Source organism: Luteimonas fraxinea (genome assembly GCF_021233355.1).
GTDB lineage: Bacteria > Pseudomonadota > Gammaproteobacteria > Xanthomonadales > Xanthomonadaceae > Luteimonas > Luteimonas fraxinea.
Genome location: NZ_CP089507.1, coordinates 1350868 through 1375109 on the forward strand (window position 1 = coordinate 1350868; position 24242 = coordinate 1375109).

At 68.1% G+C, this 24242-nt stretch carries 22 protein-coding genes; 8 read left to right on the plus strand and 14 right to left on the minus strand.

Annotated features, from left to right (window positions below; translation table 11 throughout):
• Window positions 1-55 precede the first annotated feature (55 nt).
• Window positions 56-1153 (minus strand): glycerophosphodiester phosphodiesterase family protein, encoded by a 1098-nt coding sequence (locus LU699_RS06135; RefSeq protein WP_232134050.1) that lies wholly within the window; start codon window positions 1151-1153, stop codon window positions 56-58.
• 101 nt (window positions 1154-1254) lie between these two features.
• Between LU699_RS06135 and queD the strand changes: the two genes are divergently transcribed.
• On the plus strand, window positions 1255-1611 hold the full coding sequence (queD, locus tag LU699_RS06140; RefSeq protein ID WP_232134738.1) for a 6-carboxytetrahydropterin synthase QueD: 357 nt from the start codon (window positions 1255-1257) through the stop codon (window positions 1609-1611).
• Window positions 1612-1772: 161 nt separating this feature from the next.
• Window positions 1773-2174 (plus strand): phasin family protein, encoded by a 402-nt coding sequence (locus tag LU699_RS06145; protein WP_232134049.1) that lies wholly within the window; start codon window positions 1773-1775, stop codon window positions 2172-2174.
• A 95-nt stretch (window positions 2175-2269) separates the two neighbouring features.
• Here LU699_RS06145 and LU699_RS06150 read toward each other — a convergent pair whose 3' ends face one another.
• From LU699_RS06150 to rhlB, 7 genes are all read right to left on the minus strand, one after another.
• Window positions 2270-2671 (minus strand): DUF3037 domain-containing protein, encoded by a 402-nt coding sequence (locus LU699_RS06150; protein ID WP_232134048.1) that lies wholly within the window; start codon window positions 2669-2671, stop codon window positions 2270-2272.
• Window positions 2655-3431 (minus strand): HipA family kinase, encoded by a 777-nt coding sequence (locus LU699_RS06155; protein ID WP_327058787.1) that lies wholly within the window; start codon window positions 3429-3431, stop codon window positions 2655-2657. Before LU699_RS06155 ends, LU699_RS06150 begins: the two co-directional genes overlap by 17 nt.
• Window positions 3431-4129 carry a uracil-DNA glycosylase gene (gene ung / locus LU699_RS06160; protein ID WP_232134046.1) on the minus strand — a complete coding sequence of 233 codons (699 nt, stop codon included), beginning with the start codon at window positions 4127-4129 and terminating at the stop codon, window positions 3431-3433. The genes LU699_RS06155 and ung overlap by 1 nt, the downstream gene beginning before the upstream one ends.
• A 46-nt stretch (window positions 4130-4175) precedes the next feature.
• Window positions 4176-4997 carry a response regulator gene (locus LU699_RS06165; RefSeq protein ID WP_232134045.1) on the minus strand — a complete coding sequence of 274 codons (822 nt, stop codon included), beginning with the start codon at window positions 4995-4997 and terminating at the stop codon, window positions 4176-4178.
• Window positions 4998-5000: 3 nt separating this feature from the next.
• A complete protein-coding gene (ftsX, locus tag LU699_RS06170) occupies window positions 5001-5951 on the minus strand; it encodes a permease-like cell division protein FtsX (protein WP_232134044.1) in 951 nt (316 codons plus the stop codon).
• Entirely contained in the window at window positions 5944-6633 is a 690-nt protein-coding gene (gene ftsE, locus LU699_RS06175) for a cell division ATP-binding protein FtsE (protein ID WP_232134043.1), read from the minus strand. The genes ftsX and ftsE overlap by 8 nt, the downstream gene beginning before the upstream one ends.
• A 327-nt stretch (window positions 6634-6960) precedes the next feature.
• On the minus strand, window positions 6961-8724 hold the full coding sequence (gene rhlB, locus LU699_RS06180; protein ID WP_232134042.1) for an ATP-dependent RNA helicase RhlB: 1764 nt from the start codon (window positions 8722-8724) through the stop codon (window positions 6961-6963).
• A 202-nt stretch (window positions 8725-8926) separates the two neighbouring features.
• Here rhlB and trxA point away from each other — a divergent pair, with 202 nt between their 5' ends.
• Both trxA and rho read left to right on the plus strand, forming a co-directional pair.
• Window positions 8927-9253: a thioredoxin gene (gene trxA / locus LU699_RS06185; protein ID WP_232115954.1), complete on the plus strand. Its 327-nt coding sequence runs from the start codon at window positions 8927-8929 to the stop codon at window positions 9251-9253.
• A 213-nt stretch (window positions 9254-9466) separates the two neighbouring features.
• Window positions 9467-11287 carry a transcription termination factor Rho gene (gene rho, locus LU699_RS06190; RefSeq protein WP_232580512.1) on the plus strand — a complete coding sequence of 607 codons (1821 nt, stop codon included), beginning with the start codon at window positions 9467-9469 and terminating at the stop codon, window positions 11285-11287.
• A 116-nt stretch (window positions 11288-11403) separates the two neighbouring features.
• On the opposite strand, the gene LU699_RS06195 is transcribed toward rho, so the two are convergent.
• The 6 genes from LU699_RS06195 to LU699_RS06220 form a co-directional block, all read right to left on the minus strand.
• Entirely contained in the window at window positions 11404-12267 is an 864-nt protein-coding gene (locus tag LU699_RS06195; RefSeq protein ID WP_232134040.1) for an energy transducer TonB, read from the minus strand.
• Window positions 12268-12482: 215 nt separating this feature from the next.
• Window positions 12483-13352 carry an energy transducer TonB gene (locus LU699_RS06200; protein WP_232134039.1) on the minus strand — a complete coding sequence of 290 codons (870 nt, stop codon included), beginning with the start codon at window positions 13350-13352 and terminating at the stop codon, window positions 12483-12485.
• A gap of 81 nt (window positions 13353-13433) precedes the next feature.
• Window positions 13434-16736 carry an ankyrin repeat domain-containing protein gene (locus LU699_RS06205; protein ID WP_232134038.1) on the minus strand — a complete coding sequence of 1101 codons (3303 nt, stop codon included), beginning with the start codon at window positions 16734-16736 and terminating at the stop codon, window positions 13434-13436.
• The gene (locus LU699_RS06210; protein ID WP_232134037.1) at window positions 16729-17001 is read right to left on the minus strand and encodes a YcgL domain-containing protein; all 273 of its coding nucleotides are present in this window, start codon (window positions 16999-17001) and stop codon (window positions 16729-16731) included. Before LU699_RS06210 ends, LU699_RS06205 begins: the two co-directional genes overlap by 8 nt.
• A gap of 97 nt (window positions 17002-17098) precedes the next feature.
• Window positions 17099-18118, minus strand: a complete 1020-nt coding sequence (gene cydB, locus LU699_RS06215; protein ID WP_232134036.1) for a cytochrome d ubiquinol oxidase subunit II — start codon at window positions 18116-18118, stop codon at window positions 17099-17101.
• Window positions 18118-19515 (minus strand): cytochrome ubiquinol oxidase subunit I, encoded by a 1398-nt coding sequence (locus tag LU699_RS06220; protein ID WP_232580513.1) that lies wholly within the window; start codon window positions 19513-19515, stop codon window positions 18118-18120. Before LU699_RS06220 ends, cydB begins: the two co-directional genes overlap by 1 nt.
• Before the next feature lie 182 nt (window positions 19516-19697).
• Here LU699_RS06220 and LU699_RS06225 point away from each other — a divergent pair, with 182 nt between their 5' ends.
• The 4 genes from LU699_RS06225 to LU699_RS06240 all read left to right on the plus strand — a co-directional run bounded on the left by LU699_RS06225 (window position 19698) and on the right by LU699_RS06240 (window position 24202).
• The gene (locus tag LU699_RS06225) at window positions 19698-22058 is read left to right on the plus strand and encodes a S9 family peptidase (RefSeq protein WP_425491194.1); all 2361 of its coding nucleotides are present in this window, start codon (window positions 19698-19700) and stop codon (window positions 22056-22058) included.
• Window positions 22055-22531 (plus strand): PH domain-containing protein, encoded by a 477-nt coding sequence (locus LU699_RS06230; RefSeq protein ID WP_232134033.1) that lies wholly within the window; start codon window positions 22055-22057, stop codon window positions 22529-22531. The genes LU699_RS06225 and LU699_RS06230 overlap by 4 nt, the downstream gene beginning before the upstream one ends.
• A 61-nt stretch (window positions 22532-22592) precedes the next feature.
• The gene (gene hemF / locus LU699_RS06235) at window positions 22593-23504 is read left to right on the plus strand and encodes an oxygen-dependent coproporphyrinogen oxidase (RefSeq protein ID WP_232134032.1); all 912 of its coding nucleotides are present in this window, start codon (window positions 22593-22595) and stop codon (window positions 23502-23504) included.
• Between the two features lie 17 nt (window positions 23505-23521).
• Window positions 23522-24202, plus strand: a complete 681-nt coding sequence (locus LU699_RS06240) for an RluA family pseudouridine synthase (protein WP_232134031.1) — start codon at window positions 23522-23524, stop codon at window positions 24200-24202.
• Window positions 24203-24242 lie beyond the last annotated feature (40 nt).

The window sequence follows — 24242 nt, forward strand, 5'->3', positions numbered from 1 at the left end:
CGTGTTGAGGTTCACGGGACGTACGCCGGCAGTGCGTGGCGCGGATGCAGTCGGTTCAGCGCGCGTCCACGGCCTGCCGCGCGAGCGCGGGGTCGTCGGCGAACAGACCATCGACGCCGGCATCGAGGAACGCGCGCATCTCGGCGATCGCGCCGGCCTCGTTGCGCGCATTGGCGCCGCCACTGCGCAAGCTCCGCGGCAGATACGGATTCTCGGGACGGAACGTGTACGGCATGACCTGCAGGCCGGCAGCGTGTGCATCGGCGATCAATGTCGTTCCCTCGAACCGGCCGCCGCGTCCGACCTCGCCGATTTGCGACTTGTGCGGCCCGAGCAGCGACGCGTATGCCGCGATCGCGCGCAGGCCGTCCACGGCAAGCATGTCGCGGTAACGCAGATCGCCGCCGGCGGCGTCGACATCCGCCGGTTTCACACGCGGATCGCCGATCAGTTGCAGCAGGCGCAGATCGGGCAACACCGGCGCGGCGATGTCGCGCAGCGTGCGCAGGCTGGTCGGCTCGAACGACTGCACGACCAGCGGCACGCGCGTGGCCACCTCGTGCTTCGCGAACACATCGATCACTGCCTGCTCCATCGGCAGCCTGATCGTGCGGAAGTGCGTCGGATGCTTGATCTCCGGAATCAGGCCGACGTTGCGGCCCGAGTCGCGCAACAGATCGTCGAGCAGCACCATGATCTCGTGCAGCGTGGGCACCGCGAACTGGCGGTCGTACCAGACACCGCGCAGCGCCGGCAACGGTTCGCGTGCGCGCAGCGTCTTCAGTTCGGCAAGAGTGAAATCTTCGGTGAACCAGCCGGTGACGTCGCTGCCATCGATGCGCTGGGTGCGCTTGCGATCGGCGAACTGCGGATGCAACGCGACATCGGTGGTGCCGCCGATCTCGTTCTCGTGGCGCGCGACCAGCACGCCGTCGCGGGTCATCACCAGATCGGGTTCGATGAAATCCGCGCCGTCCTCCACCGCGCGGCGATACGCCGCCAGCGTGTGCTCGGGCATGCGCGCACTCGCGCCGCGATGGGCGATCACGCGCGGCGCTTCGGCAGCGGGTGTGGCGGCGGAAGCGGCGTGATCAGGCAGGGTCATGGCGGCGGTGGCGATCAGCAATGACAGCAGGCAGCGCAGTGGTGACATCGGGTATCGGCCGGAGCAAACAGGAACCGACGATGGTGGCAGCCGCGCATGTCAGCACCGCGACGATTGCCGCGCGGGCGGTCACGGCCGAGAATGCGCGCATGGACATCTTCAAGGTTTTCACCCTCGAGGCCGCGCACCGGCTGCCGAACGTGCCGCCAGGCCACAAGTGCGCGCGTCTGCATGGACACTCGTTCCAGGTCGAGGTGCACGTGTCCGGCGAGCCCGGACCGGAGACCGGCTGGATCATGGACTTCGGCGATCTGAAGGCCGCGTTCGCCCCGCTCTACGCCCAGCTCGACCACAACTATCTCAACGACATTCCCGGGCTCGACAACCCCACCAGCGAGCGTTTGGCGATCTGGATCTGGGAGCGGCTCAAGCCCGCGCTGCCGGCGCTGAGCGCGATCGTGATCCGTGAAACCTGCACCTCGGGCTGCCGTTACACCGGTCTCTGAAGCCGCCTGCCTGCGCGCTGAAAACGGTTTCAAGTCACTGATCTTTCTACATAACTGAATGCACGGCGACCGTTCATCGGCTGTTTGTTGCAATGCAACATGGCTGCGATATGCTGCACCGCACAAACCCGGCAGACCGCCGGCTCACGCAGGTAACCGCCATGTCCTACCAGCTCAACGAGCAGTTCACGGCCGCGTTGCGTCAGTTCGCCGATGCCGCCGCCCAGTTCAACCGTCTGACTCTCGAGAATGCCGAGACGCTGTTCGGTCTCCACATCTCGACGTTCAACGACAACACCAACGCCACGTTCGCCTTCGTCAACGAAGCGATCGAAGTGCGTGACATGGATGGCTTCAAGGCCCTGTGGCCGAAGGGCGCGCAGGTCGCACGCGAGAACGTCGAGCGTCTCGTCAGCGCCGGCCAGGAAACCCTGGGCCGCACGGTGAAGACGCACGAAGCCATCGCCGGCCTCGCCAAGTCGCACGTCGAATCGGCCACCGCCGACGTCCGCGCCGAAGCCGAAAAGGTCGTCAAGGCCACCGCGAAGACCACCAAGCGCTGAACCGCGCTGCGGAGCTTTGGCTCCGTGCACTGAACTCCGGGCGATCCCTCCCTCGCCCGTAGCCGACCCGGCAGCCCGCACGCTGCCGGGTTTTTTTATGCGCCGCGTACGGGACCGGGCGGCAGCACCATGCGCGCCATCAGCCGCGCACACAGCCCCTCGGGATCGTCGGTACGCCCGGTGTGGACCGGCGAGACCTGGATCATCGAACTGCGCCGCGCGGTGAGCCAGTGAAAGCGCGCGCGCGCGGGCAGCGCAGCGATCGGCCCGCCATCGGCATCGCCGCGGCAGATGCGCACGATCGCGTCTAGATGCCGGTGCAAGGTGTCCATATCGGCATGCGGATCGAGCGCGTGCAGCCGCGCCGGGTCCAGTGCGATCGCCGCAACAAGCGTGCGCGCGCCCTGGCACGACACGATGACGCCCGCGTTGATGAACTCCTCGCGTTCGACCCGGGGCACGACCCGGATCACCGCGTAATCATAGACCCGCTGCATGCGCACGTTGCGCCTCCCCGACGAATGCCGACCGGTGCGCCAGGCGCGTGCAGAAGAACTCGACATAGGCCGCGCGATGCGCATCGGCATCGGCGAACCGGGGTTCGACGGCCAGCCAGCTGTCGGGCACCAGCGCGACGATGCGGCGGATGTCGTCTTCGGTGATGCGCGCAGACAGCGCCGCATCAGCGGCATCGAGCGCGCTCGCGAACGGCAGCAGCACATGGTCGGCGATCCGCGCGAACGGTCCGGTCGCGATGCGCGTCGCGCTGTCCCAGTCGTGGTGGAAATACAGCGCCGCGCCGTGGTCGATCAGCGTCAGCCGGCGGTGCCACACCAGCAGATTGGTATTGCGCGCAGTGCGGTCGACGTTGCAGATGAAGGCATCGAACCAGACGATCCGAGATGCGAGATCGGCATCGGGCGGCTCGACCGCGGGGTCGAAGTTGATCGCGCCGGGCAGATAATCCAGCGCGAGGTTGCAGCCTGCGCTGGCGCGGATCAGATGCTGGATCTCGGAATCGGGCTCGGTCGCGGCCAGATCCGGATCGAGATCGATGAAGACGATCTCCGGCATCGGCAGGCCCAGCAGGCGCGCGAACTCGCCACCGATCAGCTCGGCAACCAGCGCCTTCGCGCCCTGCCCCGCGCCGCGGAACTTCATGACGTACATGCCGTCGTCGTCGGCCTCGACGACCGCCGGCAGCGAGCCGCCTTCGCGCAGTGGCGTGACGTAGCGCGTGGCCTCGACGCTGCGGATCATGCGTCGACCTCCGATCGCTTCGGCAGCGACCAGTCGATCTGGGCAATCCCGCGCTTGCGCAGGAAATTGTTGGTCTTGGAGAAATGCCCGCTGCCGAGGAAGCCGCGATAGGCCGACAGCGGCGACGGGTGCGTGGTGCGCAACACGCAGTGGCGGTTGGTGTCGATGACCTTGCCCTTGGCCTGCGCGTAGCTGCCCCACAGCAGAAACACCAGATTCTCGCGCTCGCGGTTGAGCACATCGACCACGTGATCGGTGAAGCCTTCCCAGCCCTTGCCCTGATGCGCGCCGGCCTTGCCCTCTTCCACCGTCAGCACCGCATTGAGCAGCAGCACGCCGCGCTGCGCCCAGGGCATCAGCCAGCCGTGATCAGGCCGCGGCAGGCCGATATCGCGTTCGAGTTCCTTGTACATGTTGTCCAGCGACGGCGGCACGCGTTGGTCCGGACGTACGGAAAAACACAGCCCGTGCGCCTGCCCGGCCCCGTGATACGGGTCCTGGCCGAGGATCACGACCTTCACCGCATCGAACGGCGTCGCATCGAAAGCCGCAAAGATCTCTGGCCCCGGCGGGTAGATCCGCGCACCCGCCGCTTTCCGCTGACGCAGGAACCCCGACAGCGCCTGCATGTCCTCGCGGCGCAGCCAGTCGCCGACGTGCGCTTTCCAGGAAGGTTCGAGTCTGATGTCCGACATGCTTCGGCTCGATGCTGCGCGGGGCGTCACAGGGTAACGCGGACGCTCAGCCCGGCATCGCTGCGAGCCGCAACTGGAACAGCGCCTTGGTCGCCAGCACCCGCTCTTCGGCCGGTTTGACGACCAGATCGTTGGCGCCCGCGCGCAGCAGCGCGACCTGGTTGTCGTGGTTGCCGTCGCCGGTCATCACCAGCACCGGCAGGCGCCGCTTGCCGTAGCCGAAATCACGCCGCACCGCGCGCAGCAGGTCGTGGCCGCTGAGTTCGCCCTTGAGGTACACATCGGTCAGCAGCAGATCTGCGCCCGGCGCGGCCGGGCCATCGCGATACGCATCGAGATAGGCCAGTGCATCTTCCGCGCTGAGCACGTGGGTCACGCGCATCTGCTGCGCCTCGAGCATGCGCCGCGTGGCGAGTGCGACCGTGCGGCTGTCTTCGACGTAGAGCACGTGCGCGTCGGGAATCGGCGCCGGCTGCACGTAGCCGCGGATGAATTCCGCCAGCGCGCGATGCCCGAGCGCCTTGTCGAAATGGTCGGTGACGTCTTCGGTGAAACGGCGCGCTTCGAGATGCGACTGCGCGTCGCCCGAGACCACGATCACCGGGACGTACCGCTGGCCGGTGGCTTCACGCACGCGGCGTGCGAGCTGCAGTCCGTCGCCATCGGGCAGCGACAGCGCGGTGCTGACAAGATCGACAGGCGCCGCATCGAGCGCGACCACGGCTTCGGCCAGCCCCGTGCATTCGACCACTTCGACATCGGCCAGCGCCTGCCGCAGCACGTCGCCGATCAGTCGACGCACGAGCTTGGAGCCATCGACGACCATCACCCGGGGCGCGTCGCCGGCCAAATGACGGAGGTCGTGCATGGATCAGGTGTCGGTGGGCCGCGTCTGGCGCAGGAAATGCCCGGTGACGATGCCGCCGCCGCACCAGCCCAGCGCCGTTGCACCGGCCAGTACGGCCACGACGCCCACCGGGCCGAAGCCACGGAGCGCGAATGCCGCGCCATAGCTCGCCGCGAGTTCGGCGAGCGGCGGCTGCAGTGCGAGCCCGGCCAGTGCCAGCAGACCGAGCGCGACCGCGCCGGCGGCCAGCCCGTACCAGGCACCGAGATACAGGAACGGCCGGCGGATGAAACCGTCGGTGGCGCCGAGCAGCTGCAGCACGCCGAGCTCGTCGCGGCGCGACTGGATATCGAGCCGCACCGTATTGCCGACCACCAGCAGCGCGCCGATGCCGAGCAGCGCCGCCAGCACCCAGACCACGCGGCCGCCGAAGCGCAGCCAGCCGTCGAGCCGTTCGCGCCACTGCGCGTCGTGCTGGACGAGTTCCGATTCCGGCAGCGTGCGCAGTGATTCGGCCAGCAGCATCTCGTCGCCACCGGGCGTCACGATCAGCACGTGCGGCAGCGGGTTCTCGCCGAGCACGTCGATCGCATCGCCGAACTCGCCACGCTCGCGCAATTCCGCCAGCCCCTCGTCGGGCGAGCGATGCACGACGCTGCCGACATCGCCGCGGCCACGCAGTTCGCCAGCCAGCGCTTCGGCGCGCGGACCGTCGACGTCCTGCTTGAGGAACACGCTGATCTCGCGCGAGGCGTCGATGCTGCCGCCGAGGCGACCGACGTTGTCGAGCACCAGCCACAGGCCGAGCGGCAGCGCGAGCGCCACCGCCATCACGCCGATCGTCAGCGCGGCCGACCACGGCTTCTTGAACAACCGACCAAGGCTGGCCAGCACGCTGTAGCCGTGATGGTCGACCCAGGTACCGATCGGCGACGCGCCGCTGCGCACGGGCTGGTTGCGGGGCGCCTCAGGCATCGGCGAGGTCCTCCGGCGAAATGTCGTCGGCGAGCGTGCCGTGGTCGAGCACCAGCGTGCGCTTCTTCATGCGCTTCACCAGACCAAGGTCGTGACTGGCGATCAACACGCTGGTGCCGCGCTCGGGCAGCTCGGCGAACAGCGCCATGATTTCGGCCGACAGCGTGGGATCGAGGTTGCCGGTGGGTTCGTCGGCGACCAGCAGCATCGGCTCGCCGACGATCGCGCGGGCAATGCCGATGCGCTGCTGTTCACCGGCAGAGAGCTGCGTGGGCAGCGCACGTTCGCGCGCGCCCAGCGCCAGCCGCTCCAGCACGCTGCGCACGCGCTTGCCGATCTCCGGCCGGCGCATGCCGCGCAGGATCAGCGGCAACGCGATGTTGTCGAACACGGTGCGGTCGGGCAGCAGGCGGTGATCCTGGAACACGACACCGATGTCGCGGCGATGCATCGCGACCTTGCGGCCGCGCACCTTGAGCAGATTGCGCTCGCCGAACACCACCGCGCCGCGGCTCGGCCGCTCGGCCAGATGGATGAGTTTCAGCAGCGTACTCTTGCCCGCGCCGGAGTGGCCGGTGACGAACAGCATCTCGCCGGCCGCCACATCGAAACTCACTTCCGACAGCGCCACATGGCCGCCCGGATACTGCTTGCTGACGTTGTCGAATCGCAGAACGCTCATGCGCGGCAGTATCGCAGGGAATGTGGACAACAGCGTCATGGTCGGGCGTGTGCCAGGCTTTGATCTGCAGTGAGTGCGGCGGCGCTGCTCCGCAAGCGAACCGGATCAAGGCAACGCACGAAGCGACCGACGGACACCACCGCCGCATGACAAGCCCCTCTCCTTTTGGGAGAGGGGTTGAGGTGAGGGCAGACGGTCGCGCGGAACCACCATCGTGCGCCAATGATGGGTTTCTCTGCGCTCTACCCATCCGACGAATGCGCCAGAGGCGCCACAAAAAAGCCCCGCCGAAGCGGGGCCCTTTCTCACGCAAGCATCAAGCCGCGATCAGCGCTTGTCCTCACCCGACACCAGGCGACGCAGGCCGCGACCGATGCGGCTCAACAGCGACGGCGCCTTGTCGGACTTCGACGCCGGCGCCGGACGCTGGGTCGGACGCACTTCGCGCGGACCCTTGCCGCCGTTGCCCTGCGGCTTCGGTGCATCGGCTGCGATCGCCTCGCCGCTCTGCGTCGATGCACCCTCGGCACCTTCGATCTTCTTGCCGGCGCGACGGCGACGACGCTTGCGCGGCGGACGCGATTCGTCCGGCATCGCCTGCGCCACCGAACCGGCGGCATCGATCACCGGCTGCGCAGCGGCAACGGCCGGCGCAGCCGCGGTTTCGTCGCCTTCTACACGCGGCGGACGCGGCTTGCGCGGTCCGCGCTCGCCACGACCTTCGCCGCTGCCCGCCGGACGCGGACCACGCGAACCGGGCGCACCACGACCACCTGCGCCGGCGCCCGCACCGCGACCACCGCCACGCTTGGCGTCTTCGACGGCGCGCGCTTCGCGCACTTCCTTGAAGATCTCGCTGATGCTGTCGCCGTCTTCGTCGTCCGACGCCACGCCTTCGCGCGGCGCGCGCGGCAGTGCGGTCAGCAGCTCGGAGGTCACCGGCTCGACCGGAATCTTCTGTTCGATGTAGGCCTCGATCTCCGGCAGGCTCTGCGCGTAACGCTCGCAGGCGAAGCTGATCGCATCACCCTCGGCGCCCAGACGCGCGGTGCGGCCGATGCGGTGGACATAATCCTCGGCATCGAACGGCAGATCGTAGTTGTAGACGTGGCTGACGCCGTCGATGTGCAGACCGCGCGCGGCGACGTCGGTGGCCACCAGCAGTTCGAGCTGGCCGGCCTGGAACTTCTTCAGCAGGCTCTCGCGCTTCTTCTGCGGCACGTCGCCCGACAGTACGCCGACCCGGTAGCCGGCCTTTTCCAGCGCACGCGCCACCCGCTCGATGAACGCCTTGGTGTTGACGAAGACCATCGTGCGCGCGCCTTCGCTGCGCGACAGCAGGCCCAGCAACAGCTGCAGCTTCTCGTCGTCGGCGGGGAAATACATCACCTGTCGCACCTTGGCGTTGGTGATGAACTCGCTTTCGACGACCAGCTTCTCCGGCTCGTTCATGTGCTCGTACGCGAGCTCGAGCACGCGATGGCTCAGCGTCGCCGAGAACAGCAGCGTCTGGCGCTCGGTGCGGATCGGCATGCGACGCAGCAGGAAGCGGATGTCCTTGATGAAGCCGAGGTCGAACATGCGGTCGGCTTCGTCGAGCACGCACATCTCGCAGGCGTGCAGGCTGACGACCTTGTGCTGCTTGACGTAGTCGATCAGGCGGCCGGGGGTCGCGATGATGACGTCGGCGCCCTCGGTGAGGATCTGGCGCTGCTTGTCGTAGTCGACGCCGCCGTAGACCAGGGCGAACTTCAGCCCGAGGTGGCTGCCGAACTTCACCGCATCCTTGTGGATCTGGATGGCGAGTTCGCGGGTCGGCGCGAGGATCAGCGCGCGCGGGTCTTCCGGCTTGCGGTCGGCCAGCGCCGGCTTCTGCAGGAGGCGGTTGATCACCGCGACCAGGAAGGCCAGGGTCTTGCCGGTGCCGGTCTGGGCCTGGCCGGCGACGTCGCGGCCGTTGAGGGCCAGCGGCAGCGTCAGCGCCTGGATCGGCGTGCAGCGGGTGAACCCGGCTTCTTCCAGCCCGGCGAGCAACGCCGGATGCAGGTCGAAGGACGAGAAGGTGATGTCGGTAAGAGGCTTGTCGCTCATGCGTAGGAAAGTGTCCGGGCGTCGCCGACTGGAGGGCGCCGCGTGCTTGCGTGGGAGGCAGTCGCGACGGCAGACTGCCTGGGCGCAGGACGCATGGGTCGTCCCGCAGGAGCGCCACCTTGATTCCGGTCGGCGATCCCCCATTTTACATCCATCCCGGCGCCGCTGCCTCAAGCGCGCCCCAGCCCCCCCGGAGCCCCCTGTGACCGACGCCGTCATCCATGCCAGCGATTCCGATTTCGATGCCACCGTGCTGCAGTCCGATGTCCCGGTGCTGGTCGACTTCTGGGCCCCCTGGTGTGGCCCCTGCAAGATGATCGCCCCGGCGCTCGACGAACTGGCCGGTGATTACGCCGGTCGCGCCAAGATCGTGAAGATCGACGTCGACCAGAACCAGGCCACTGCGCTGAAGTACCACGTGCGTTCGATCCCGATGCTGCTGCTGTTCAAGGACGGCCAGGTGCAGGGCACCCAGATCGGCGCCGTGGGCAAGCCGCAGCTCGCCCAGCTGATCGACAAGGCCCTCTGAGGCCCGTTCCGACCCGGCGGCAGGTCGTCCGAAGACGTCCTGCCGTCTGAACCGACCGCGCGGCCACTGCTTGCCGCCGGTCGGACGCAGTGCTAGGTTTGCCCTGCTCCGGCGTGTGTACCGCGCGCCGCACCCATCTGGCGTCACTCCCGACTGTCCGTTTTCCTGCCGCCGCCCGTCCCGGGCGCTCGCAACCGAGCGAGGATTTTCCGCTTGTCCGACCACACATCCGATCCCGGCACGCCCGAGGGCGACACCGCCGTGAAGCGCGTGCGCAAGCCGCGCGTGGCCAAGAAGGCCACCGACGCAGCATCCCCCGATTCCCAGTCCCAGTTGCCGTTGGCGACCCAGGACGCATCCGCACCCAAGGCACCGCCCGCGAGCGCACCACCGCCGCAGGCTGCCGCACCGCAGTCCGAGGCGCCGAGAGCATCCGGTGACGCCGGGCAGGGCGATGCCCAGCGCGGCCACCAGGGCAACAACGGCCAGCCGAACGGTGGCCAGCATCACGCCCAGCAGGGCGGCGAGCCGCGCCAGCACGGTGGCGGCCAGCAGAACCAGAACCGCGGCAACAACGGCGGCAATGCCGGCGGTGGCGGTGGCGGTGGCGGTGGCAATAACAACAACAACGATCAGGGCAACAACCGCCGCGACCGGTTCAAGAACCGGCGTGACCGTCCGCGTGGCGGTGGCCGCGATGACGGCCTGCCGCAGGATGGTGGCAACGACCACGTCCAGCGCCTGCCGCCCCCGAACATCCCGGAAGGTTTCCCGCAGTACACGCTGAGCGACCTCAAGCGCATGCCGGCGCACAAGCTGCTCGACATCGCCGACCAGCTCGCGATCGAAGGCGTGGCGCGTGCCCGCAAGCAGGACGTGATCTTCGGCCTGCTGAAAGTTCTGACCCGTCACGGTGAAGGCGTCGTCGCCGACGGAGTGCTCGAGATCCTGCCCGACGGCTATGGCTTCCTGCGTGCGGCCGAGGCGAGCTACCTCGCCGGCCCGGACGACGTCTACATCTCGCCCAGCCAGATCCGCCGCTTCAACCTGCGCACCGGCGACCATCTGCTCGGTCGCATCCGCTGGCCGAAGGACGGCGAGCGCTACTTCGCGCTGTCGGTCGTCGACACGATCAATGGCGAGCCGCCGGAAGCCAGCAAGGGCAAGGTGCTGTTCGAAAACCTGACCCCGCTGTTCCCGCGCAAGCGTTTCAAGCTCGAGCGTGGCGACGGGTCCAGCGAGGACATCGCCGGCCGCATCCTCGATCTGATGGCCCCGCAGGGCAAGGGCCAGCGCGCTTTGATCGTCTCGCCGCCGAAGGCGGGCAAGACGATGATGATGCAACAGGTCGCCAGCGCCATCACCTATAACCATCCCGACGTGCACCTGATCGTGCTGCTGATCGACGAGCGTCCGGAAGAAGTGACCGAGATGCAGCGCACCGTGCGCGGCGAAGTCATCTCGTCGACGTTCGACGAGCCGGCCGCGCGCCACGTGCAGGTCGCCGAAATGGTGATCGAGCGCGCCAAGCGCCTGGTCGAGCACAAGAAGGATGTCGTCATCCTGCTCGACTCGATCACCCGCCTCGCCCGCGCCTACAACAACGTCGTGCCGAGCTCGGGCAAGGTCCTGACCGGTGGTGTCGACGCCAACGCGATGCACCGCCCGAAGCGCTTCTTCGGCGCTGCACGCAATGTCGAGGAAGGCGGTTCGCTGACCATCATCGCCACCGCACTGGTCGATACCGGCAGCGCGATGGACAAGGTGATCTACGAAGAGTTCAAGGGCACCGGCAACTCGGAAGTGCATCTGGACCGTCGCATCACCGAAAAGCGCGTCTACCCGGCGATCAACGTCAACCAGTCAGGTACGCGCCGCGAGGATTACCTCATCGAACCGGACCTGCTGCAGCGCATCTGGATCCTGCGCAAGCTCCTCCACCCGATGGACGAGATCGCCGCGATGGAATTCCTGCTCGACAAGATGAAGAGCACGAAGTCCAACGACGAGTTCTTCTCGTCGATGAAGCGCTAACCCAGCGGGTATTCGCGCACGAAAAAGCCCCGCAGATGCGGGGCTTTTTCTTTGGAACTACAGGTTGATCGTGCGATCAGCTTGCTTGAAGTCGCACCCGCGTGAGAAGGCCTCACTCAGCCTTCGAAAGGCGTCATCAGCTTGAAGCGCGATGTCTCCGGCGTAGCGGCGCCGCCCGAGGCGATCGCGTCGGGACGGAAACCCGGCGCGGTCGGTGCCGCCCAAGCCGGATGGCTCATTTCGCCAGGGTGATAGCTCGCCCACTGCCCGTAACGCGGTTCTCTTGAGTTTCCAAGAAAAAAATCAACTGGCACGCGTACAACCCAATAGTCGTGATCGGCCGATGCTCCAGTCGAAGGTGGTGTCCATGTCCATCGTCGGCGTGCTTGATCGACCGCGGCCTCGGTCAGCAGTGCACGGACGCGCTCCATCTGCTGTGCGGTGCCAAACGCGGTCAGATTGACCTGCTCGGCATGTGCATCTTGCGTTTTACCGTCGCGGCCTACTTTGACCAGCAGGTACACCGTGCCTTGTCCGCCCATACGCACCGCATCTTCCGGATATCGTGGCGGCGAGCGACGAAGTAACCGGATCACGCTTGAATCATTCTTCAGATCCCGTTCTCCGAAATGAGCACTCGCGATCCGCATTTCCACGCCGCCTTTTCCAGAGGACGCTGCGACAAGCCGAGCACTCATCTTTGCGCGCGCAAGCGCCGGTACGCCGTCGACAAGAACCGGCTCAAAACGAAGTGTCGGTGCGGCTCTCTCCATGAGCGCGATTACATAGGGCGGCAACGATTCCACCTCATCAATTTCGAGGTCCGTGACTTGACCATCGAGGCCGATATCGACATACCCGGTCACCAGCATGCTGGCTTCAAGCTCTTCACGCGCCTGCCGCGCAGTCTGGGCATCGGCGGCCGGCGATGCGCTGCCGAGAAAAGCCACGGCGAGCGCGGCGAAGAGCAATCGGTGCATAGGTGCGTCCTGCATTGAACCGGATGCTGACTGTGCCGACTTCGCGTAAGGGCGGCAAGTGTTCCCGGGTGCATTTTTTCCATCAGTACAGCCGACGTGACGCACAGCGATTTCTCGCGCTGCGCGGCGACGCCAGACGATCCGATCGCTCGGCCGCGTATGAACCATGTGCCCCGAAAAAAACCCCGCATTGCGGGGCGCGTGGTTTCTAACACTCAGCCCTGGAGCGGCGTGAGCAGGCGAAATCGCGACTGCCCAGCATGCAACGCGCCACTGGCGAGCGCATCCGGGCTGAAACCCGGAGGATCCGGCATGGCCCAAGTCGGACGTGTCTGGGCACCTGGCACATAGCCCACCCATTGCCCGTACGCGGAATCCGCCGGTCGCCGTCCGGACTCGCTCAACGTGAAGTCGACAGGCACACGAACCACCCAATAGTCGCTGGAGACGGCGTCCCCTGTGGTTGGCGGCGAAAACGTCCATTCCTTCGCCTTGTCCAGTGCAGCTTTTTCCAGACCACGTCGGATCGCGTCCATCTGGCGCGCGCTTCCCAGCGCCGTCAGATTGGTCTGCTCGGCCGCCGCGTCCTGCACATGGCCATCCCGCCCGACCTTCACCAGCAGATAGACAGTGCCCTTACCGCCAATCTGCGCGATGTTCATCGGATACCGGGGCGGACTCATCTCGATGGCTTGGACGCGCCCGGTATCATCCGGCGAAAACTCCTCGCCGAAGCTCGCGCCCTTGATCGCGATCGTCATATTGCCGTCAGCCGCAGGCGTCGCCACGAGGCGCAAGCTCATTTTTGCGCGAGCGAGCACAGGGACGCCTTCGGAGAGCACGGGCTCGAAGCGCAGGGCAGGCATCGCACGTCCAATGAGGCCGACGACGTGCTCGGGCAGCTTGCCCTGCTGATCCAGCGCGTAGTCACTGATGCTGCCATCGAGCGCGATATCGACGTGGCCGGTCACCAGAATGCTGCCCTCGACCTGCTGTCGCATCTCGCGTGCGCTCTGCGCTGTTGCAATCAACGGCACGAGGCACACGATCGACAGCAGCACGCCGAACACTCTTTGAAGTTTCATCGCGGGTCCATCCTTGAGAACTGTGGTCTCAAGTTACCCCCGCCCACAGACACCGGACAAGCCCGGGCAAACCCCGGGTCGTCAGCGCTGTTCGCGCAGAAACCGTGCCATCGACACGCCGTCGCCGCTCTGGGCGGGGGCGAACTCGGCGGCGACGTCGATGAAGCCACGCATCACCGCGATCTCGCGCGGGGTGCGGTTGAGGGTGTCGCGCAGGTCGGGGTCGGCGCCAGCGCGCAGCAGGCGGCGGGCGAGGCGCAGCTGGCCATGCAGGCCGGAGAGGTGCAGCGGGCCGAAGCCGCGCTGGTCCTGCGAATCGAGCGAGACGCCCTCGTCGAGCAGATGCTCCATCGCGGCCAGCACCACGTCCTCGTCGCAGGCGGTGCCCGGTTCGGCGCGGGCGCCTAGCAGCAGCAGCAATGGGGTGACGCCGCCGGCCGCAGGCGCATCGACCTCGGCGCCAGCCAGCAGCAGGGTGTCGAACAGCGCGAGCAGACGCGGTCGGTCGCGCGACGTGAAGCCGTAGAGCGCGGCGCAATGCAGGGGCGTCAGGCCCTGCGCATCGGTCGCGTGGATGTCGGCGCCGGCGGTCAGCAGGCGCGCGGCGAGATCGGGCAGGCCGAGTGCGGCGGCGAGCATCAGCACGCTGACTTCGCCCGGCAGGCGCTGGTCGAGCGAGACACCCGACGCGAGCAGGCGATCGACGACCTCGGCGTGCCGCATGCTGACCGCCGCCGACAGCGGCGTCGCGCCGGACTGCGCGGCGCGCGCGGCATCGGCATCGCGCGACAGCAGCAGATCGACGACGTCGCGATGGCCGCCACCGGCGGCGCGCAGCAGCGCGGTGCAGCCCTGCGCGTCCACGGTGTCGACCGGGAAGCCGAGATCCAGCAGGCGGCGCACGGCTTCGGCATCGCCTGCGTTCGCGGCGGCCGGCAGGTCGATCGGTTCCAGCGCGCGACGCGGCAGTTTCCAGCCGCGCCAGTCGAGCCAGTCGGCGAGATCGCGGCGACCGGCGGACAGGGCGACGCCCAGCGGCGTCTGGCCGTCGGCGGCGCAGGCCGCCGGCGAGGCGCCATGCCGCACAAGCACCTTCAATGCGCCTTCGCGGCCGAGCGCGGCGGCGAGATGCAGCGCGGTCATGCCGCGGGCGTCGCGGGCATCGAGGTCGACACCATGGCCGACCAGGCGTTCGATCAGCCGCAGCCAACCCAGCCGCACAGCCAGCGACAGCGGCGGATCGCCAACAGGCGACGGCGCGAAGGGATCGGCGCCACGCGCCAGCAGGTCGAGCGCGAACGTCTCGTACGCGCGCGCAGCCTGGTCGTCATCGCTGCAGGCGGCGAGATAGCGCGCGAGCGTGCCGGCGCCGCCCGGCGATGCACCGTGGCGCAGCAGTGCCTGCAGGATCGGCAGATGCTGCGGCGCCGACGCCAGCAGCGCGCACAGCGGCGGCGCGCCGGTCTCGTCGGCCACTTCGACATCGGCGCCCTGCGCGAGCAGCCATTCGATGCGGTCCAGCGACGGCGGCATTTCTGGATCGAGCAGCAGACCACCGAGATCGCGCGCGCCGAGCAGGCGCAGCAACGGGCCCTGGTCGTCGAAACGCCCTTCGCGCAGGCTGGCGCGCAGCAGCAACACCGGCGTGCGGTCGCTGGCGACGGCGCCGTCTTCGTCATCGCCGATTCCGATGTTGGCCGGCAGCGGGTAGTCGGGATCGAGCAGACGCACCAGCGTCCAGCGACCGGTTTCGGCGGCGCGGTCGACCGGCTTGCGACCCTCGGCATCGGCCACATCGGCCGGCACGCCGAGTTCCAGCAGGCGCTGCAGCAGCGCGGCCGACGGCAGTTCGGCGGTGCAGGCCAGCATCACCGCATTGCGGCCGGCGACATCGACAGCGGCGACATCGGCGTGTCCGGCCAGCAGCGCTTCGAACGCGGACAGTCGACCGCCGCGTGCGGCTTCGAGCAGCGGCGTGCGGCCATCGTTGTCGCGACCGCGCACGTCGGCACCGGCGCCGAGCAATGCGGCGAGGATCTCGTCGTGACCCTGGAACGCCGCGACATGCAGCGCGCTGCGACGCAGCGCATCGCGCGCATCCACCCGCGCCTTGTGCTTGAGCAGCAGCTGCACGCCGGCGGCATCGTCCTCGTCGCCACCGGCCGCGGCCAACAGCGCGGGCGTGCCGCCGTCGACCTCGGCGCGCGCGCCACGTTCAAGCAGGAACTTCGCCAGCCGCCAGTTGCCGACCGCGCAGGCCATGCCCAGCGGCGTCAGGCCGTCGTGGTTGCGCGCTTCGAGTTCGGCCGCGGCATCGCGCAGCAGCGCGGCGACGCCGGGATCGGAACTGCGCGCGGCCAGATGCAGCGGCGTATTGCCTTCGTGATCGGTGATCCGCGGGTCGGCGCCGTTGGCCAGCAGGGTCATCACCGCATCGGGGCGGCCATGCCAGCTGTCGCGGGTCGCGGCCAGCAGCGGGGTCATGCCGGCGTGTGCGGTATTGACGTCGACGCCGCGCGCGATCAATTCGCGCAGCAGACGCAGATCCGGCAGCACGGCGGCCAGCACCGGCAGGCTGCGCTGGTCGCGATCATCCCCCGCCGGCAGCACGCGGACGTCGGCGCCGGATTCAATCAGCGCCAGTGCACGATCGACGCGGCCGGCGCGCGCGGCGGCATACAGCGCGACATCGGGCGCCGCGTCGAGCGGCTCTTCGGAGAGCGCGACCGCAGGATCGCCCTGCATTTCGACGATCTGGATCGGCAACGCGGCCGGCGGCGCGAGGCGTTGCAGCACGGCATGCAGACCGAGCGAGGCGAGGACGGCGAGGATGGCCAGTCCTGCGCGCGGGCCGATGCCGCCGGCCGGCAGCCAGGCCGGCACCAGCACGAGCGCGACGATCGCCGCCACGCACAGCGCTGCGCCGACGCCGCGCCAGTTACCGGTCTCGCGCTCCGACAGCGCGCGCCAATGGGTGCGCAGGTCGCCGCCGTCGCGCTCGATCGCATGCCACAGCGGCCAGGTGCGCCAGAAGCCGATCACCGCGAGACCGACCGCGACACTCAACGCGAGCGCCGCGCCGAGTTCACCGCCCTGCCGCAACGCGGACAGCGGCCAGGCGACCAGCGCCGCCGTCGCGAGCGTGGCACCGCCCCAGGCACCGGTCAGCGACAGCAGATCGGTCCGCAGCGTGGCGCCCGCGGGCACGGCGCGCGTGCGCCAGCCACGGATGACCAGCGCGAATGCAGGCTGTGCGAGCGCGCCAGCGACCGCGGCGAGCGGACCGCCGACGAGCGTCAGCGCAGCCAGCGCGACGCCGGCCAGAAGCACGAGGATCAGGGAACGGGCGAACGCGGACGACGGCCGCTGCGCGGACTCAGGCATCGGTGCCCCAGTCCTCCGTCAGTGGATCGTGGACCAGACGCGGCGGCATCTGCAGATGGAATTTCTGCGTGCGCAGCTTCTCGCGGACAAGCGCGGCATCCTCGCGGGCGAGCTTTCGCTCGGGCGTCAGCGCCACATCGAGCACGAAGGTCAGTTCGCCCAGTTGCGCGCGCACCGGATCGGGCAGGACGTCGAACGCGTCGCGCTCGGCGAGGTACACGTAGGTGTCCGCCTTGCGCTGGCTTTTGTAGACGTAGGCGTGCATGGCCGAAGAACCGCGGAAACACGCTGGATTGTGCGGCATATCCACGGACTTGGGTATCGCAGCGCCCGCGCAGCGCGGAAATCCGACAACACGGGGTTCAGTGATAGCCGGCGTCGGCCGCCACCTTGCCGCGGAACACGCGGTACGACCACGCGGTGTAACCGAGGATCAATGGCAGCAGCACGACCAGTCCGGCCAGCACGAAGCCCTGCGACGACGGCGGCGAAGCGGCCTCCCAGATGCTCAGCGACGGCGGCACGATGTTCGGCCACATGCCCAGCACCAGCCCGAGAAATCCCAGTCCGAAGAAACTCAGCGTCAGCAGAAACGGGCGCGCGTCGCGGCCCTCGCGCATCGCCGCGCGCCACAGCCAGACGGCGTTGACCAATGCCAGCACCGGAACCGGCGACAGCCACCAGAAATTCCCGTCCTCGAACCAGCGCGCCATGATCTCGGAGTCGAGGAACGGCAGCCACGCGCTGACCAGCCCCATGAAGGCGGCGACGACCAGCACCAGCGGCCGGGTCAGCGTGCGCGCCATCTGTTGCAGCCGGCCTTCGGTCTTCAGGATCAGCCAGCCGCTGCCGAGCAGCGCGTAGCCGAACACCACCGCGGCGCCAGTCAGCATCGAGAACGGGCTGAACCAGTCCAGCACGCCGCCGGCGTACTTGCCCTCCTCCAGCGCCATGCCCTCGACCAGCGCGCCGAGGATCACGCCCTGTGCGAACGCGGCCAGCAGCGAGCCCAGCGCGAACGCGACGCCCCAGAAGCGCTTGCCGCGCTGCGCCTTGAAGCGGAATTCGAATGCGACGCCGCGGAACACCAGTGCGATCAGCATCAGCAGCACCGGCAGATACAGCGCCGACAGCACGATCGCGTAGGCGCGCGGGAACGCCGCCAGAAGACCGGCACCGCCGAGCACCAGCCAGGTCTCGTTGCCGTCCCAGATCGGCGCGGCGGTGGTCATCATGTGATCGAGCTGATCGCCGTCTTCGGCGAACGGCGCGAGCACGCCCAGACCCAGCACGAAGCCGTCCAGCAGCACGTACATCAGCACGCCGAAGCCGATCACGCCGAACCAGATCACCGGCAGCACGGTCTGCAGGTCGAGATCCATCAGTCGTCTCCCACCGGGCCGTCGGCCGCCGAGATCGGCCGCATCGGCGTACGTTCGCCGTCGTCGTGATCCGGGCCATCGTCGATGGGCTGCGGGCCCTTGCGGATCATCTTGAGGATGTAGCCGCCTCCGGCGCCGAACACCACCGCGTAGGCGATGAAGAATGCGCTCAGCGAAATGATCACGCTGGTGCGGTCGATGTCGCTCACCGCATCCGCGGTGCGCAGCAGTCCCTGGATCGCCCAGGGCTGGCGGCCGATCTCGACGACGAACCAGCCCGCCAGCACCGCGATGAAACCGCTCGGCGCCATCAGCCGCCAGGTGTTCAGCAGCCACTTCGATTCGAACAGCCAGCGCCGGCGCCACGCCCACAGCGAGACGACGGCGAGCAGCAGCATCGCCATGCCGATGCCGACCATGACCCGGAACGCGTAGAACACCGGCGCCACCGGCGGCCGTTCGTCGCGCGGCACCGCGGTCAGCGGCGCGATCGTGCCGTCCCAGCTGTGGGTCAGGATCACGCTGCCGAGCCGCGGAATCGCGATCTCGAAATCGTTGCGTTCTTCGTCCACGTTCGGCACCGCGAACAGCACCAGCGGCACGCCCTCGCCGGGCGCGCTCTCGTGCCAGTGCGCTTCCATCGCCGCAAGCTTGACCGGCTGCACTTCGCCGGTCTTCAGACCATGCAGATCGCCGACGAAGATCTGCGGCGGCACCGTGATCGCCGCGAACGCGACCGAGAGTTTGAGCATCCGCGTCGCAGCATCGACGTGTTCGCCGCGGCGCAGATACCAGGCCGCCACCCCGCCGATGACGAAGCACGTGGTGATGAACGCCGCCAGCGCCATGTGCGCCAGCCGGTACGGGAACGAGGGATTGAAGATGATCGCCATCCAGTCGGCCGGATGGAACACGCCGTCGATCAGCTCATAGCCCGCCGGCGTGTGCAGCCAGCTGTTGGCCGAGAGGATCCAGAACGTCGAGATCAACGTGCCCACCGCCACTAGACACGTCGACAGGAAATGCAATTTTTCTGACACCCGGCCCCAGCCGAACAGCATCACGCCGAGGAAGCTGGCTTCGAGGAAGAACGCCGTCAGCACCTCGTAGCTCAGCAGCGGCCCGAGGATGTTGCCCGCCGCGATGCTCAGCGCCGACCAGTTGGTGCCGAACTGGAAGCTCATGACGATGCCCGACACCACGCCCATGCCGAACGACACGGCGAAGATCCGCATCCAGAAGAAGTACAGCTCGCGCCACACCGGGTCGCGCGTGCGCAGCCAGCGGAATTCCAGGAACGCCAGCCAGCTCGACAGACCGATCGTGAAGGCCGGAAACAACACGTGGAACGAGATCACGAATCCGAACTGGATCCGCGACAGCAGCAGGGCGTCCAAGGAGGGCTCCGGTGGGGCGGCGCGCAGCGAGTCTGCGGGCGCGCGCGTGAAAGCGGGATGAGGCACGGCGTCGCGCGACATCGCGTCGCGGTCCGACCATGACCTTCGCCAGAGCGGCCCGGGCAGCCGTGCCCGTTACACTTCGGCTTCTTTTCGCTTCATGGAACCGTCGAATGCGTCGACTGCCGTTGAGCTGGGTGCTTGCCTGCGCCCTCGTGTCTCCCGCCGCCCTGGCGCAACCTGCGCAGCCGCTGACGATGGAGCGGATCATGGCCGATCCGGACTGGATCGGTGCGCCGGTCGAAGGCGCATGGTGGCGCTGGGATGGCCAGGCGGCGTACTACACGCTCAAGCGCGAGGGCAGCAGTGTCCGCGAGACCTGGCAGCAGCCGCTCGCCGGCGGTGCCTCGGCCCGTGTCGAAGACGGCGCGCGCGCCGATCTCGATGCGCAGAACCCGATCACCGATGCCACCGGCACGCGCATGGCGTTCCTGCGCAATGGCGATCTGTTCGTGCGCGATCTGCGCACCGGCGCGCTGACCCAGGTCACGCGCACCGAAGCCCCGGAAGCGCAGCCGCAGTGGTCGACGACCGGCGGTCTGGTCTGGCGCGCCGGCAACGACTGGTTCGGCTGGGACGCGCAACGCGGCACCACGCAGCTGGCCAGCCTCAAGGCCGAGGACGATCCGGCCAAGCCGCCGAAGGACGACGACCTGCGCGATCGTCAGTTGCGCATGATCGAAACGCTCCGCGTCGAGCGCGATCGCCGCGACGGCCTGCGCACGCAGAACGAGACCTGGCGCCGCAGCGATGCCACGCGCGCCCCCGGTCCGGTGTTCCTTGGCAAGGACGTCACGATCGCCGGGAGCGCGCTGTCACCGGCCGGCGATCGGCTGATCGTCGCGACGACCGCCAAGAGCGGCGATGAAGGGCGCGAGGGCAAGATGCCGCGCTACGTCACCGAATCGGGCTACGAGGAATTCGAGGACGTGCGCACGCGCGTCGGCCGCAACGATCCGCTGCCGCACACGCTGTGGCTGGTGGATGTGGCCAGCGGCCAGGCGCGTGAGCTCAAGACCGACACCCTGCCCGGCATCGGCACCGATCCGCTGGCCGACCTGCCCCGGTCCGCCGGCAAGGACGCGCTCAAGGGCAACCGTCCGGTGCGTCTGGAACTCGACGGCCGCGGCGGTGGCGGCGGTGCGATCCGCTGGAGCGATGACGGTCGCAGCGTCGCGCTGTCGATCCACTCGGTCGACAACAAGGACCGCTGGCTCGCCACTGTCGATCTGGCCGGCGCGACGCTGCAGAACCGCGATCGCCTGACCGACGCCGCGTGGATCAACTGGGATTTCAACGAGTTCGGCTGGCTGCCCGACAACCGCACGCTGTGGTTCCTGTCGGAAACCTCCGGCTACTCGCATCTGTATCTCAACGACGGCGGCCGCTCGCGCGCGCTGACCTCGGGCCAGTGGGAAGTCTCGTCGCCGGTGATGTCGCGCGACGGCAGCCGCTTCTTCTTCCTGTGCAACCAGCAGTGGCCGGGCCGTTACGAGGTCTGCAGCGCGAGCGGCGGCACGGTCAGCGAACTCACGAAGACCGGCGGCATCGAAGACTTCGCGCTGTCGCCCGACGAGACCCGCCTGCTGCTGCGCACCTCCAGCAGCTACACGCCGCCGCAGCTCGCCGTCGCCGATGTCGCCGGCGGTGAAGTCCGCGTGCTCACCGACACCCGCACGGCCGAGTTCAAGGCGCACGACTGGCTGCAGCCCGAGTACGTGCAGATTCCGTCCAAGCACGGCGCCGGTACGGTCTGGGGCAAGTTCTACGCGCCGGAGAACTACGAGCCGGGCCGCAAGTATCCGGTCGTGCTGTTCGTGCACGGCGCCGGCTACCTGCAGAACGTCAGTGACCGCTATCCGAACTACTTCCGCGAGCAGATGTTCCACAACCTACTGGTGCAGCAGGGTTACATCGTGCTGGATCTCGATTTCCGCGCGTCCGCCGGCTATGGCCGCGACTGGCGCACGGCGATCTACCGGCAGATGGGCCATCCGGAACTCGAGGATTACCTCGACGGCATCGACTGGCTGGTCGACCACCACCAGGCCGACCGCGACCGCGTCGGCATCTACGGCGGCAGCTACGGCGGCTTCATGACCTTCATGGCGCTGTTCCGCGAGCCCGGCGTGTTCAAGGCCGGCGCCGCCCTGCGCCCGGTCACCGACTGGTCGCAGTACAACCACGCCTACACCGCGAACATCCTCAATACGCCGGACATCGACCCCGAGGCGTACCTGAAGTCCTCGCCGATGGAATACGCCGACCGCCTGCAGGACAACCTGCTGATCGCGCACGGCATGATCGACGACAACGTGTTCTACAAGGACTCGGTGATGATGGCCCAGCGCCTGATCGAGCTGCGCAAGGACAAGTGGGAACTGGCGAGCTACCCGCTCGAGCGCCACGCCTACCAGCACCCGGCATCGTGGTATGACCAGTACCGCCGCATCTATGAACTGTTCGAGCGCACGCTGAAATGACCGCGCCCGGCCCGTTGCCGGCGGTCGAGCTGCTGCGGCCGTCGCCGTGGAAGATGCTCGCGCTGCTGGCGATCTCGGCCGGGTTCGTGTGGATGGCGGTCGTCATCGGCGAGCGCCATCTGCTGATCGCGTGGCTGTGCGGGGGATTCTTCGGGCTGTGCGCACTGGTCGCCTTGGTGTCGCTGCTGCCCGGCGCGAACCATCTGCGGCTCGATGCCGATGGCATCGAACTGCGCTCGCTGTTCCGGGTCACCCGCTGGGGCTGGCGCGATGTCGTGCGTTTCGGCCCGACACGCGTCGGCCTGCATACGATGGTCGGCATCGACTTCGCCGACCACGTGGACGCCGCAGCGCGCCTGCGTCGCGTCAATCGCGGCCTGACCGGCTTCGATGGCGCCCTGCCCGACACGTTCGGACACACGGCGGCCGCACTCGCGGCAAAGCTCGAAACCTGGCGCCAGGCGCACGCCTGAGCGACGCGCGGCACTGACCACAATCAATGCCGCCACACGGGCGCCGCCTACAATGCGGGCCATGAACGATTTCGACACCGTCCGCGACTATCTGACCGGCCTGCAGGACCGGATCTGCCATGCAATCGAAGGCGCCGATGGCCGCGCCCGATTCGTCGAAGACCTGTGGCAGCGTGCAGAAGGCGGCGGTGGCCGCACCCGTATCCTGCGCGACGGCGCGGTGTTCGAGCAGGCCGGCATCGGTTTCTCCGATGTCTCCGGCACGGCCCTTCCGCCGTCGGCCAGCGCCAACCGGCCCGAACTCGCAGGCGCCTCGTGGCGCGCCTGCGGCGTGTCGCTGGTGTTCCATCCGCACAATCCTCACCTGCCGACCACGCACGCCAACGTGCGCCACTTCCGCGCCGTGCGCGACGGCGAGACCGTGGCCTGGTGGTTCGGCGGCGGCTTCGATCTGACGCCGTTCTATCCGGTCGACGAGGACGTGCTGCACTGGCACCGCACCGCGCGCGACCTGTGCGAACCCTTCGGCGGTCAGGCGCGCTACGACGCGCACAAGCGATGGTGCGACGACTACTTCTTCCTCAAGCACCGCAACGAGACGCGCGGCGTCGGCGGCCTGTTCTTCGACGACCTGCACGGCGATTTCGACAACGACTTCGCCTACATGAGCGCGGTCGGGGACGGCTTCCTCGATGCCTATCTGCCGATCGTCGAGCGCCGCAAGCACGCGCCGTATGGTGAGGCGGAGCGCGAGTTCCAGCTGTATCGCCGCGGGCGCTACGTCGAGTTCAACCTGGTCTACGACCGCGGCACGCTGTTCGGCCTGCAGTCGGGCGGACGCGCCGAATCGATCCTGATGAGCCTGCCGCCGCGCGTGCGCTGGGAATACGGGTTCGCGCCGGACGCCGGCAGTGACGAGTCCCGCCTGGCGGCCTACCTCCATCCGCGCGACTGGCTGGCCGAGCTGGCCTGAACACGCCGGATCGGCCGGTGACCGCATTCGACGACGCCACGCAGCCGGTCCTCGTGATGAACGACCTGCGCCTGCTGCATGTCGATGACGCCCTCTTGGCATTCGACAAGCCCAGCGGCCTGCTGTCGGTGCCTGGCCGCGGCGCGGACAAACAGGACTGCCTCGCGACCCGCGCCCTGGCGCAGTGGCCGGACGCACGCGTCGTGCATCGGTTGGATCAGCCGACTTCGGGCGTCATCGTGCTGGCGCAGAACGCGGAGATGCAGCGCGCTCTCGGTGATGCCTTCGCCGAACGTCGCGTCGACAAACGCTACGTCGCCATCGTCGATGGCTGGCCCGACGCGGATGCCGGCACGATCGATCTGCCGCTGCAGGCCGACTGGCCGAACCGGCCGCGGCAACAGGTTGACTGCATCAGCGGCAAGCCCGCAAGGACCCGCTGGCAGGTCCTGTCGCGCACGCAGACTACGGACAGGGCGCCCTGCACCCGGTTGGCGCTGATGCCCGAGACCGGCCGCACGCACCAGCTGCGTGTGCACCTGCGGGCGATCGGCCATCCAATCCTCGGCGATGCGCTGTATGCCTCGCCCGAAGCACATGACCGCGCGCCGCGGCTGTTGCTGCACGCGGAATCGCTGAAGTTCGAACATCCGGCGACCGGCGCGTCGCTGCACATCATGTGCCCTGCGCCGTTCTGATACTTCGGCACACCCGCAACGCCTGCAACAACCATCGCAG

What these genes read in the sequence shown, in the direction of transcription:
- LU699_RS06135 (WP_232134050.1), bottom strand. Translation starts at nt 1,153, where the DNA reads ATGTCACCACTGCGCTGCCTGCTGTCATTGCTGATCGCCACCGCCGCC.
- queD (WP_232134738.1), top strand. Translation starts at nt 1,255, where the DNA reads ATGGACATCTTCAAGGTTTTCACCCTCGAGGCCGCGCACCGGCTGCCG.
- LU699_RS06145 (WP_232134049.1), top strand. Translation starts at nt 1,773, where the DNA reads ATGTCCTACCAGCTCAACGAGCAGTTCACGGCCGCGTTGCGTCAGTTC.
- LU699_RS06150 (WP_232134048.1), bottom strand. Translation starts at nt 2,671, where the DNA reads ATGCAGCGGGTCTATGATTACGCGGTGATCCGGGTCGTGCCCCGGGTC.
- ung (WP_232134046.1), bottom strand. Translation starts at nt 4,129, where the DNA reads ATGTCGGACATCAGACTCGAACCTTCCTGGAAAGCGCACGTCGGCGAC.
- LU699_RS06165 (WP_232134045.1), bottom strand. Translation starts at nt 4,997, where the DNA reads ATGCACGACCTCCGTCATTTGGCCGGCGACGCGCCCCGGGTGATGGTC.
- ftsX (WP_232134044.1), bottom strand. Translation starts at nt 5,951, where the DNA reads ATGCCTGAGGCGCCCCGCAACCAGCCCGTGCGCAGCGGCGCGTCGCCG.
- ftsE (WP_232134043.1), bottom strand. Translation starts at nt 6,633, where the DNA reads ATGAGCGTTCTGCGATTCGACAACGTCAGCAAGCAGTATCCGGGCGGC.
- rhlB (WP_232134042.1), bottom strand. Translation starts at nt 8,724, where the DNA reads ATGAGCGACAAGCCTCTTACCGACATCACCTTCTCGTCCTTCGACCTG.
- LU699_RS06195 (WP_232134040.1), bottom strand. Translation starts at nt 12,267, where the DNA reads ATGCACCGATTGCTCTTCGCCGCGCTCGCCGTGGCTTTTCTCGGCAGC.
- LU699_RS06200 (WP_232134039.1), bottom strand. Translation starts at nt 13,352, where the DNA reads ATGAAACTTCAAAGAGTGTTCGGCGTGCTGCTGTCGATCGTGTGCCTC.
- LU699_RS06205 (WP_232134038.1), bottom strand. Translation starts at nt 16,736, where the DNA reads ATGCCTGAGTCCGCGCAGCGGCCGTCGTCCGCGTTCGCCCGTTCCCTG.
- LU699_RS06210 (WP_232134037.1), bottom strand. Translation starts at nt 17,001, where the DNA reads ATGCACGCCTACGTCTACAAAAGCCAGCGCAAGGCGGACACCTACGTG.
- cydB (WP_232134036.1), bottom strand. Translation starts at nt 18,118, where the DNA reads ATGGATCTCGACCTGCAGACCGTGCTGCCGGTGATCTGGTTCGGCGTG.
- LU699_RS06230 (WP_232134033.1), top strand. Translation starts at nt 22,055, where the DNA reads ATGACCGCGCCCGGCCCGTTGCCGGCGGTCGAGCTGCTGCGGCCGTCG.
- hemF (WP_232134032.1), top strand. Translation starts at nt 22,593, where the DNA reads ATGAACGATTTCGACACCGTCCGCGACTATCTGACCGGCCTGCAGGAC.